The 11732-nt window shown below is 67.7% G+C and carries 8 protein-coding genes; 2 read left to right on the forward strand and 6 right to left on the reverse strand.

Annotation, left to right across the window (positions count from 1 at the left end):
- Positions 1-7: 7 nt before the first annotated feature.
- Entirely contained in the window at positions 8-1075 is a 1068-nt protein-coding gene (locus QZH52_RS13170) for a quinone-dependent dihydroorotate dehydrogenase (RefSeq protein WP_301809503.1), read from the reverse strand.
- Positions 1076-1122: 47 nt separating this feature from the next.
- Here QZH52_RS13170 and rpiA point away from each other — a divergent pair, with 47 nt between their 5' ends.
- On the forward strand, positions 1123-1824 hold the full coding sequence (gene rpiA, locus QZH52_RS13175; RefSeq protein ID WP_301809506.1) for a ribose-5-phosphate isomerase RpiA: 702 nt from the start codon (positions 1123-1125) through the stop codon (positions 1822-1824).
- A 17-nt stretch (positions 1825-1841) separates the two neighbouring features.
- Here rpiA and QZH52_RS13180 read toward each other — a convergent pair whose 3' ends face one another.
- From QZH52_RS13180 to QZH52_RS13200, 5 genes are all read right to left on the reverse strand, one after another.
- Positions 1842-2474: a glutaredoxin family protein gene (locus tag QZH52_RS13180; RefSeq protein WP_301809510.1), complete on the reverse strand. Its 633-nt coding sequence runs from the start codon at positions 2472-2474 to the stop codon at positions 1842-1844.
- A gap of 34 nt (positions 2475-2508) precedes the next feature.
- The gene (locus QZH52_RS13185) at positions 2509-4557 is read right to left on the reverse strand and encodes a M3 family metallopeptidase (protein WP_301809512.1); all 2049 of its coding nucleotides are present in this window, start codon (positions 4555-4557) and stop codon (positions 2509-2511) included.
- A 34-nt stretch (positions 4558-4591) separates the two neighbouring features.
- Positions 4592-5455: a bifunctional methylenetetrahydrofolate dehydrogenase/methenyltetrahydrofolate cyclohydrolase FolD gene (folD, locus tag QZH52_RS13190; protein WP_301809514.1), complete on the reverse strand. Its 864-nt coding sequence runs from the start codon at positions 5453-5455 to the stop codon at positions 4592-4594.
- Positions 5456-5616: 161 nt separating this feature from the next.
- On the reverse strand, positions 5617-6249 hold the full coding sequence (locus QZH52_RS13195; protein WP_286507613.1) for a response regulator transcription factor: 633 nt from the start codon (positions 6247-6249) through the stop codon (positions 5617-5619).
- On the reverse strand, positions 6246-8783 hold the full coding sequence (locus QZH52_RS13200; RefSeq protein WP_301809518.1) for a PAS domain-containing sensor histidine kinase: 2538 nt from the start codon (positions 8781-8783) through the stop codon (positions 6246-6248). The genes QZH52_RS13195 and QZH52_RS13200 overlap by 4 nt, the downstream gene beginning before the upstream one ends.
- Before the next feature lie 205 nt (positions 8784-8988).
- Between QZH52_RS13200 and aceE the strand changes: the two genes are divergently transcribed.
- Positions 8989-11703 (forward strand): pyruvate dehydrogenase (acetyl-transferring), homodimeric type, encoded by a 2715-nt coding sequence (gene aceE, locus QZH52_RS13205; RefSeq protein ID WP_301809521.1) that lies wholly within the window; start codon positions 8989-8991, stop codon positions 11701-11703.
- The last annotated feature ends 29 nt before the right edge of the window (positions 11704-11732 follow it).

Consider the following 11732-nt stretch of genomic DNA (forward strand, 5'->3'; position numbering starts at 1 on the left):
GCGCATCTCAGCCTTTGCTTGCGCGCAGGGCCTGGGCGGCCTGGCGCACCAGCGCCGGGCCGCGGTAGATGAGCCCGGTGTAGATCTGCACCAGGTCGGCGCCGGCCTCGACCTTGGCCAGGGCGTCCGCTGCGCTCAGCACGCCGCCTGCGCCGATGATCGGAAAGCCCTTGCCGAGCGTCGCGCGCAGTTGGCCGATCACCCGGTTGCTGGCTTCGCGCACGGGTGCACCCGACAGGCCGCCGGCTTCCTCGGCATGGGGCAGGCCCGCCACGGCGTCGCGTGCCAGCGTGGTGTTGGTGGCGATGACGCCGTCCATCCGGTGGCGCAGCAGCGTCGCGGCGATCACCTTGACCTGCGCCTCGTCGAGGTCGGGCGCGATCTTGACGAACAGCGGCACCCGCTTGCCCTGGCGTGCCGCCAGCGCTTCGCGCTTGTCGGCCACGGCACCGAGCAGGCCGTCGAGTGCCTCGTCGCTTTGCAGCGAGCGCAGGTTGGCGGTGTTGGGGCTCGAGATGTTGATCGCGACATAGTCGGCGTGCGGATAGACCCCATCGAGGCAGACCAGGTAGTCGTCGACCGCGCGCTCGATCGGGGTGGCTGCGTTCTTGCCGATGTTGAGCCCCAGCAGCATCGGCGGCCTCGAGGTGTCGCGCCGGAAGCGGGCCCGCTGCACGTTGGCGATGAAGGCCTCGAGGCCTTCGTTGTTGAAGCCGAGCCGGTTGATGAGCGCGTCGCGCTGCGGCAGGCGAAAGATCCGCGGCTTCGCGTTGCCCGGCTGCGGCTTGGGCGTGACCGTCCCGACTTCGACGAAGCCGAAGCCCATGGCGCCGAAGGCGTCGATGCAGCGGGCGTTCTTGTCGAGGCCCGCCGCCAGGCCGACCCGGTTCGGGAACGACAGCCCCGCCAGGGTGACCCGGTCGGCCACGCGCGGCGCCGCGTAGGCGCAGGCCAGCGGCGTGTTCTGGGTCCGCGCCAGCGCGTCCAGGGTCAGCTCGTGGGCCCGTTCGGCGTCGAATCCGAACAGGAAGGGGCGGGCAAGCGCGTAAAGAGAGGAGGGCAACGGCAGGAGCATCGGATAATTCTCGGCTTCAGACTTCAATCAGCCCAGGATTCTCCCCGATGACTTCCTCCGCACCCGCTCCGGTCCTGACGCAGGACGAACTCAAGGCACTGGTCGGCCGCGCCGCGCTGGACTACGTGCCCAAGGGCGAGATCATCGGCGTCGGCACCGGCTCGACCGTGAACAAGTTCATCGAGGCGCTGGCCGGCATCAAAGACCAGATCCGGGGTGCGGTGTCGAGTTCGGTGGCCTCGACCGAGCGGCTGCGGGCGTTGGGCATCGCGGTGTTCGACAGCAATGCGGTCGACGAACTGGCGGTCTATATCGACGGGGCCGACGAGATCGATGGCCGCGGCTACATGATCAAGGGCGGCGGCGCCGCGCTCACGCGCGAGAAGATCGTGGCGGCGCAGTCGAAGCGCTTCGTCTGCATCGCCGATGCCTCCAAGCTGGTGAACACGCTGGGCGCCTTCCCGCTGCCGGTCGAAGTCATCCCGATGGCGGCCCGGCGCATCATGCGGCAGTTCTCGCGGCTGGGCGGCCTGGCGCAGGTGCGCGAGAAGGACGGCGCCCCGCTGGTGACCGACAACGGCCAGCACATCGTCGACGTGACCGGCCTGCGGATCACGGATCCGCTCGGCTTCGAGAACGAGGTGAACCGGTGGCCCGGCGTGGTCGAGGTCGGCGTGTTCGCCCACCAGCGTGCCAGCGTCTGCCTGCTGGCGACGCCCTCGGGCGTGCGCACGATGACCTTCGGCTGAGGGAACGCCGGAGGCTGCTAGAACCGGATTCCGGCCGGATTGCTCGGCGTCGGTCCGTTGGCCGCAGCGGGCAGGTCGGCCGCCGGCGAAGGCGGCGGTTCCGCGGCGGCCGGCGCGGGCGCCGCCGCAGGTTGCTGCGCCACAAGCGGCTGGGCCGGGCCGTTGCGCCAGCCGGCCGGCAATTGCGAGCTCTTGGGATAGCCGGCCGCATCCAGGTACTGCGACCACTCGGCGTCACCGAAGCCCTTGAGCTGCTGCGATCCGATCGTCAGCAGCGGCAGCGAGCTCTGGCCGCTCAGGCGCTGGAGCGCCGCCACGTCCTCGTTGGACTTGACCGTGCGTTCGTCGAAAGGTACGCCGCGCGTGACCAGCAGCGAGCGACCGGCGGCGCAAGGGCCACAGTCCTCGCTGGCGTAGAGCATGACCGGATAGCGCTGGACCACCTGCCGCAACTCGTAGGGCAGCCCGCCGCCCGCGCTCGCGACGCTGTTGCCGGTCCGGGCCGGCGCCGCCGGCGCGTTGGCGCTCGGCGGCTGGTCGGAGAAGGTGACCTTGCCGTTCTTGTCGACGTTGCGGTACACCGGCTGCGCCAGCGCGGCGCCGGCGACCAGCAGCAAGGTGAGACCCGCGAAGGCAGTCTGGAGCTTCATTCGTGCTTTCTGGATTCCAATGTAACGAAGTATGTCAGGCCGGCTGCGCCTCGGCCATGCCCTGGTGTCGCAACAACGCATCGAGTTGGGGTTCGCGGCCCCGGAAAGCCTTGAAGGACTCCATCGCGCTGCGGCTGCCGCCGGCTTCGAGGATCGCCTCGCGGTACTTGCGCCCGGTTTCGATGCTCGGCTCGCCGTTGGCGCCCGCGGTCTCCTCGAAGGCTGCGTAGGCATCCGCGCTCAGAACTTCGGCCCACTTGTAGCTGTAGTAGCCGGCCGCGTAGCCGCCCGAGAAGATGTGGCTGAAGGTGTTCGGCGTGCGGCTGAATTCGGGCGCCGGCATCACCGCGACTTCCTGGCGCACCTCGGCCAGCAGCGCCATCACGTCGCCCGGCTGGGCGGTGGCGGCGTCGTAGCGGGTGTGCAGCAGCATGTCGAAGAGCGAGAACTCGATCTGGCGCAGGGTCTGCAGGCCGCTCTGGAAGTTCTTCGCCGCGGTCATCTTGTCGAACAGGGGGCGCGGCAACGGCGCGCCGGTGTCGACGTGCGAGGTCATGTGCGCGAGCACGTCCCATTCCCAGCAGAAGTTCTCCATGAACTGGCTCGGCAGCTCGACCGCGTCCCATTCGACGCCGCTGATGCCGGAAACGTCGCGTTCGTCGATGCGGGTCAGCATGTGGTGCAGGCCGTGGCCAAACTCGTGGAAGAGGGTGGTGACGTCGTCGTGCGTGAGCAGCGGCGGTTTGCCGTCGACGCCCTCGGCGAAGTTGCAGACCAGTTGGGCGACCGGCGTCTGCACCCGGCCGGTGTCCGGGCGCAGCCAGCGGGCGCGGACGTCGTCCATCCAGGCGCCGCCGCGCTTGGCGGCGCGGGCCGAGGGATCGAGGTAGAACTGGCCGACCTTCTGGCCGGCGCGCTCGATGCGGTAGAACTCCACGCTGGGGTGCCAGACCGGCGCCGTGTCGCGCTGGATCGACACCTCGAACAGGGTCTCGACGATCTTGAACAGGCCCGCCATCACCTTGGGCGCCGTGAAGTACTGCTTGACCTCCTGCTCGCTGAAGGCGTAGCGCGCTTCCTTGAGCTTCTCGCCGACGTAGGTCCAGTCCCAAGGCTGGGGATCGGCGAGCCCCAGGTGCTCGGCGGCGAAGGCCCGCAGGTCGGCCAGGTCGCGCTCGCCGTAGGGCCGGGCCTTGGCGGCGAGGTCGCGCAGGAACTTGATCACCTGGTCGGCCGACTCGGCCATCTTCGGCACGATCGAGAGCTCGCCGAAGTTGGGGTAGCCGAGGAGCTTGGCTTCTTCCTGGCGCAGCGCGAGGATCTCGCGGATCAGTGCGGTGTTGTCGAAGGCCGGGTCGCCGAATTCGCTGGCCCGCGTGACGTAGGCGCGATAGAGCCGCTCGCGCAGCGCGCTGTTCCTGGCGAACTGCATCACCGGCAGGTAGCAGGGCATCTTGAGCGTGAGCTTGTAGCCGTCCTTGCCCTCGGCCTCGGCGGCGGCGCGGGCGGCGCCGATCACGTCTTCAGGCACCCCATCGAGGTCTTCGAGGACGGCGTACCAGGCAAAGGCGTCGGTGGCGTCGAGCGCGTTCTCGCTGAACTTCTGGCTCAGTTCGGCCTGGCGTTCCTGGATCTCGGCAAAGCGGGCCTTGGCCTCGCCCTGCAACTCGGCGCCGCCGAGCACGAAGTTGCGGATCGCGTTGCGGTGCGCCTGGCGCTGCTCGGGGTTCAGGGTCGCGGGGTCGATGGCCTTGTACTTGGCGTACAGCCGCTCGTCCGAGCCCAGGCGGGTCCAGAAGGCGGTGACGCGCGGCATGGCCTCGTTGTAGGCCGCCCGCAGCTCGGGGGTGTCGGCGACGGCGTTGAGGTGGCCGACCGCGCCCCAGGCGCGGCTGAATCGCTCCGACGCCACGTCCAGCACCTTTGCGATGGCGGTCCACTCGGCCGGAAAGGCGGGCTCGGTCACCGCCTGCAAGGCCGACTCGGCGCCGGCGAGCAGGGCGTCGACCGCCGGTGCGACATGCTCCGGCTTGATCTGGTCGAACAGCGGGAGGTCGTTGAAGTCGAGGAGCGGATTGGTCATGGTCTGATTCAGATGGCGGACGGGGGGCGCGAGTTCAAGTGGCGCTGGCGGCGGCCGTGCGTTCTGCGGCCTCGATCGTGTTCACCAGCAGCATCGTGATGGTCATCGGGCCGACGCCGCCTGGCACCGGCGTGATCCAGCCGGCCACCTCGCGCACGCCGGCGAAGTCGACGTCGCCGCAGAGCTTGCCTTCGTCGTTGCGGTTCATGCCGACATCGATCACGACGGCGCCGGGCTTGACCATGTCGGCCGTGAGCACGTTGCGCTTGCCGACCGCCGCCACCACCACGTCGGCCTGGCGGGTCATGGCGCCCAGGTCGGCGGTCGCGCTGTGGCAGATGGTGACGGTGGCGCTCTTGGCCAGCAGCATCAGGGCCATCGGCTTGCCGACGATGTTGCTGCGGCCGATGACCACCGCGTGCTTGCCGCGCAGCTCGTAGCCGATCGACTCGAGCATCTTCATGCAGCCGTAGGGGGTGCAGGGCCAGAAGCCGGGCGAGCCGGTCATCAGGGCGCCGGCGCTGGCGACGTGGAAGCCGTCGACGTCCTTGGCCGGCGCGATCGCCTCGATCACCTTCTGGGCGTCGATGTGGGCCGGCAGGGGGAGCTGGACCAGGATGCCGTGGATGGCCGGGTCGCTGTTGAGCGCCTCGACGCGGGCCAGCAGGTCGGCTTCACTGAGCTCGGCCGGGTACTTCTCGAGTACCGAGTGCAGGCCGTTGTCCTCGCAGGCCTTGACCTTGTTGCGCACGTAGACCTGGCTTGCCGGGTTCTCGCCGACCAGCACCACCGCCAGGCCGGGCACCACGCCGCGGGCCTTGAGCGCCGCGGCGCGGTTGGCGACCTCGGCGCGCAGTGTCTTGGAGAGCGCGTTGCCGTCAATCAATTGGGCTGTCATCGTTTTTCGAACTTCAGAAATGGAAACGCCCGCTTGCGCAGGCGTGGAGTTTGCAACCGGTTGCCGGTGGCGGTACAGGCCGGCGCCGGGCCGCCCCAAGGCGGCCTGCGGCCCCCTCGGGGGGCAGCGACACACGAAGTGAGGAGCGTGGGGGCAAGTGACTAGGCCTTGGCGGGCGTCGCCGCTTGCCCGAGGGCGATCTTGAGCAGGTCGGCCACGGTGTTGGCGTTGAGCTTTTCCATGATGTTGGCGCGGTGCGCCTCCACCGTCTTGATGCTGATGCCGAGGTCGTCGGCGATCTGCTTGTTGAGGCGGCCGGCGACGATGCGCTCGAGCACTTGGGCCTCGCGGCCGGTCAGCTTGGACAGCAGGGCGTCGCGGCTGGCCGATTGCTGGTGCTGCGCGAAGGCGCCGCGGGCATGGTCGAGCATGCGCTCGACCAGGGCCACCAGCGCCTCGTCGTTGAAGGGCTTCTGGATGAAGTCCATCGCGCCCTTCTTCATCGAGTCGACCGCCATCGGCACGTCGCCGTGGCCGGTGATGACCACGATCGGCAGCGGCGAACGGCGCTCGATCAGGCGGTCTTGGAGCTCGATGCCCGACATGCCGCCCATGCGGATGTCGACGATCAGGCAGGCCACTTCGCGCGGGTCGTAGCGCGACAGGAAGGACTCGGCCGAATCGAAGCAGCGGACCCGGTAGTCCTTGCCCTCGAGCAGCCATTGCAACGAATCACGAACCGCTTCATCGTCGTCGACGACATAGACAGTGCCCTTCTTCGGAATCAAACTCATGCAGGTACTTTCGCCTCGTTGCTTGCTACGGAATCGATAGCGTCCAACACCGGTAACCAGAAGGAAAAACGGCATCCGACCACATCCGGCCCATTGTAGATGTTCTCGGCCTGCATCCGGCCACGGTGGGACTCGACGATGGTGCGGCAAAGGTTGAGGCCGATCCCCATGCCTTCCGGCTTGGTCGAGAAAAAGGCCTCGTAGAGCCGGTCCATGACTTCGGGCGCCAGGCCCATGCCGGTGTCCTGGACCGAAAACTCGACCGCCGGCTGGCCGTCGATGTTCTTGGGCAGCACCCGCAGCTCGACGCTGCGGCGCGCCAGCGGCCGGTTGGCCAGGTCGATCGACTCGGCGGCGTTCTTCAGCAGGTTGACCATCACCTGCTCGATCAGGATCGGGTCGACCCGCAGGATCGGCAGCCGCGCCGCCACGTAGTGATTGAGCCGCACGTTGCGCCGGCGCAACTCGATGCCGGCCAGCTCGACCGCTTCGCTGACCATGGTCGAGACCTCGGCCGGCGTGCGGTTGGGCTCGCTGCGTTTCACGAAGGAGCGGATGCGCTGGATGATCTGGCCGGCGCGCTGGGCCTGCTTGGAGGTCTTCTCGAGCGCCGCCAGCAGGGCCTCCGAGTCGATCTGCTGGCCCTTGATGCGCGACACCATCCCGTTGCAGTAGTTGGTGATCGCGGTCAGGGGCTGGTTGAGTTCGTGCGCCACGCTGGAGGCCATTTCGCCCATCGTGATCAGGCGGCTGGCGGCATGGGCGCGGTCGGCCTGCGCCGCCGCCAGGTCCTCGGCGTCGCGCCGCGGCGTGATGTCGGTGGCGATCACCAGCTGCGCCAGCCGGCCGTCGACCCAGGTCAGGTAGCGCGAGCGCACTTCCAGCCACTTGCCGAGTTCGGGCACGAAGATCTCGTTGTTGGCAGGCTGGGCGGTGGTCAGCTGGTCGATCGGCAGGCCGGCGAAGGAGTCGACGTCGTCCATCTCCTCGTCGCGCGCCTGCGTGGCCGGCACGCCGGCCTGCGCCACCATGCCCAGGTGGCCGACCGTGTTCGAGCCGAACCAGAGCCGGTAGAGCTTGTTGGCGAACAGCAGCTCCTCGCTGCCGAGCGGCGCCACCGACACCGAGGCATCCAGCGCCTCGAGCACCGTCGTGAAGCGCTCGTACGAGGCCGACAGCTGCTCCCGGATCCGGGTCGGCTCGGTGATGTCGGTCATCGAGGTCATCCAGCCGGTCTGGTGGCCGCGGGCGTCGATCAAGGGCGAGACGTAGAGCCGGGCATTGAAGACGCTGCCGTTGCGGCGCTTGACCCGGACCTGGAAGCCGCCGGGCAGGGCGCGGCCGTGGAGTTCTTCCTCGAGCCGCTCGTTCATGACCTCGCGGTCGGACTCGAGCCAATAGGGGAAGGGCGGCGTTTGGCCGACCAGCTCGTTCTCGCTCCAGCCGGTCATGGCGCAGAAGGCGGCGTTGACGTAGGTGATGCGGCCCTCGAGGTCGAGCACCCGCATGCCGGTCAGCATGGAGTTCTCCATGGCGCGCCGGAAATTGGTCTCGGCCACCAGCGCCTGCTGGGCCTGCAGCCGGCGGCGGGTGTGGCGCCAGGTGCCGATCAGCATCCAGCTGGTGAGCACGCTGAGCGCCCCGACCAGCCAGAACAGGCCGTTGCCGACCACGCCCTGCGAGGTTCGATAGGCCTGCGCCCGCAGCACCAGCGCATTGCCGACCGGCGACACCGGGACTTCGTATTCGTTGGTGCGCACGGTCCAGGGCAGCAGCCGGGTGCCGGCGCCGCGCGGGCTGGCGACCGTGTTGCCGGCGATCAGCCCGCCCTTGGCGTCGAGCAGCGACACCGCATAGCGGGCCGACACCTCCGAAGGCATGCCGTAGCGCAACAGGCCGTCGATCGAGAACTCGCCCATCAGCATGCCGGCGAACAGCCCCTGGTCGAACAGCGGGATGTAGAGCCCGAGCATCGGCGGCGGGTCGCCGCCGGCCAGCGGCTGCGAGAACACCGGCTGGCGCAGTTCGCGCGCCAGCGCATAGTTGCTTTCGATGTCGCCCGGGCGCAGCACCTCGCCGACCGCATGCTGCAGCGCCGGATGGACGCTCGGCGCCGCGTAATTGGCCTTGAAGCGCCGGCGGTCGTCGATCCAGCTGACCGACTGCAGCTCGGGGAACTGGCTCACCAGCGACTCCGCCCGGCTGGTGAACTCCGCCGCGTCGATCTCGCGATTGGAGGCGTCGCGGGCCAGCCGCATCAACTGCTCCTGCCGTTCGAGCAGGCGCAGCCGCACCCGCTGCTGGGCGTACTCGACGTCGCGCTTCACCGATTCCTGGACCCGCTCCACCTCCTCGGCCCGCAAGTACCAGAAGGCCGAGACGATGGCCGCGAGGAAGAGCAGAACGGCGGCCAGCGGCGCCAGCATGGCGACCGCGTCCTGCAGCACCGGCGTCTGGCGGCGCCACCAGCGTCGCAGCCAGGACAGCGGCGACGCGGCATTGCGCGCGACGGCGATCGGAGAGGAAAGGGGCATCGTGCAAGTTTAGGTGATGCCCTGTGGCGGGAGAGGGGCGCAGTCCGAGTGCCGGGGACCCACGTGCGGATGCTTTGTCCTGATGAGTTTCATAATAAGAAATCAACAAGCACGATTTGAAATCTCAATAATTCTGTGCGAAACTCCCGCGCACTGCTGGATACGGCACTAAATTACGCCCACAACCCCTCACAAGGAGACAAGCATGTCGGCAAATCCCGAGAACCATTTCGGCTCGGCTGCAAACGACCTGGACGCGCAGGAAACGCGTGAATGGATGGACGCACTGTCCGCCGTGATCGAGAGCGAGGGGCCCGATCGCGCGCACTTCCTCCTCGAGCAATTGCTCGAGCACGCACGCCAGAACAGCATCGACAAACCGTTCTCGGCCAATACCGCCTACGTCAACACGATCGAGACCAACCAGGAGGAGCGCTCGCCCGGCAATGCCGAGATCGAGGAGCGGCTGCGTTCGTACATGCGCTGGAACGCGATGGCGATGGTGGTCAAGGCCAACCGCCACCACCCGCCCGAAGGCGGCGACCTAGGCGGCCACATCGGCTCCTTCGCCTCGCTGGCAAGCATGTTCGGCGCCGGCTTCAACCACTTCTGGCACGCCGAGAGCGAGAACCACGGCGGCGACTGCCTCTACATCCAGGGCCACGTGTCGCCCGGCATCTATGCCCGCGCCTACCTCGAAGGCCGGCTGACCGAAGAACAACTGCTCAACTTCCGCCAGGAAGTCGACGGCAAGGGCCTGTCGAGCTATCCGCATCCCAAGCTGATGCCCGAGTTCTGGCAGTTCCCGACCGTCTCGATGGGTCTGGGCCCGCTGATGGCAATCTACCAGGCGCGCTTCCTCAAGTACCTGCATGCCCGCGGCATCGCCAACACCGAGAACCGCAAGGTCTGGGTGTTCTGCGGCGACGGCGAGATGGACGAAGTCGAATCGCTGGGCGCGATCAGCCTGGCGGCGCGCGAGAACCTCGACAACCTGGTGTTCGTGATCAACTGCAACCTGCAGCGCCTGGACGGCCCGGTGCGCGGCAACGGCAAGATCATCCAGGAACTCGAGGGCGAGTTCCGCGGTTCGGGCTGGAACGTGATCAAGCTGATCTGGGGCAGCAACTGGGACCCGCTGCTGGCGCGCGACAAGGAAGGTGCGCTGCGCAAGATCATGCTGGAGACCAACGACGGCGACTACCAGTCGTTCAAGGCCAATGACGGCGCCTACGTGCGCAAGCATTTCTTCGGCCGCGACCCGCGCACGCTCGAGATGGTCGCCAAGATGAGCGACGACGAGATCTGGAACCTCCGCCGCGGCGGCCACGACTCGCAGAAGGTCTATGCGGCCTTCGACGCCGCCGTCAAGCACAAGGGCCAGCCGACCGTGCTGCTCGTGAAGACCGTCAAGGGCTTCGGCATGGGCAAGATCGGCGAGGGCAAGAACACGGTCCACCAGACCAAGAAGCTCGGCGACGAGGACATCAAGGCCTTCCGCGACCGCTTCAACATCCCGATCCCGGACAGCCAGATCGCCGACCTGCCGTTCTACAAGCCGGCCGACGACACGCCCGAGATGAAGTACCTGCACGAGCGCCGCAAGGCGCTGGGCGGCTACCTGCCGCATCGCCGCGTGAAGGCCGACGAGAGCTTCACCGTGCCGGCGCTGGAGACCTTCAAGGCCGTGCTGGAACCCACCGCCGAGGGGCGCGAGATCTCGACCACACAGGCCTACGTGCGCTTTCTCACGCAGCTGCTGCGCGACCAGGCCCTGGGCCCGCGGGTGGTGCCGATCCTGGTCGACGAGGCGCGCACCTTCGGCATGGAAGGCCTGTTCCGGCAGATCGGCATCTACAACCCCGCGGGGCAGCAGTACACGCCGGTCGACAAGGACCAGGTGATGTACTACCGCGAGGACAAGGCCGGCCAGATCCTGCAGGAAGGCATCAACGAGGCCGGCGGCATGTCGAGCTGGATCGCGGCGGCCACCTCGTACAGCACCAACAACCGGATCATGGTGCCGTTCTATGTGTACTACTCGATGTTCGGCTTCCAGCGCATCGGCGACCTGGCCTGGGCGGCCGGCGACATGCAGGCGCGCGGCTTCCTGCTCGGTGGCACCTCGGGGCGCACCACCCTGAACGGCGAAGGCCTGCAGCACGAGGACGGCCACAGCCACATCCTGGCCAACACGATCCCGAACTGCGTCAGCTACGACCCGACCTTCGCGCACGAAGTCGGCGTGATCCTGCACCACGGCCTGAAGCGCATGGTCGAGAAGCAGGACAACGTCTACTACTACATCACGCTGCTCAACGAGAACTACCCGATGCCCGGCCTGCAGCCCGGCACCGAGGAACAGATCATCAAGGGCATGTACCTGTGCAGGCAGGCGGCCGCGCTCAAGGCCAAGTCGCCGTCGGTCCAACTGCTGGGCAGCGGCACGATCCTGCGCGAGAGCTTCGCGGCCCAGGAGCTGCTCGAGAAGGACTGGGGCGTTTCGGCCGCGGTCTGGAGCTGCCCGAGCTTCAACGAGCTGACTCGCGACGGCCAGGAAGCCGACCGCTGGAACCTGCTTCATCCGACCGAGAAGCCGCGCGTGTCCTTCGTCGAACAGCAGCTGTCGGCGAGCAGCGGTCCGGTGGTGGCTTCGACCGACTACATGAAGGCCTACGCCGAGCAGATCCGTCCCTTCATCCCGAAGGGCCGCAACTACAAGGTGCTCGGCACCGACGGCTTCGGCCGCAGCGACTTCCGCAACAAGCTGCGCGAGCACTTCGAGGTCAACCGCCACTTCATCGTGGTGGCGGCACTGAAGGCGCTGGCCGAAGACGGTGCGGTGCCGGCACAGAAGGTGGCAGACGCAATCAAGAAGTACGGCATCAACGCCGAGAAGATCAACCCGCTCTACGCATAACACCAATCAACGGCGCCCGTAGGGCGGGA

It is taken from the genome of Variovorax ginsengisoli (assembly GCF_030486595.1).
Lineage (GTDB): Bacteria > Pseudomonadota > Gammaproteobacteria > Burkholderiales > Burkholderiaceae_C > Variovorax > Variovorax ginsengisoli_B.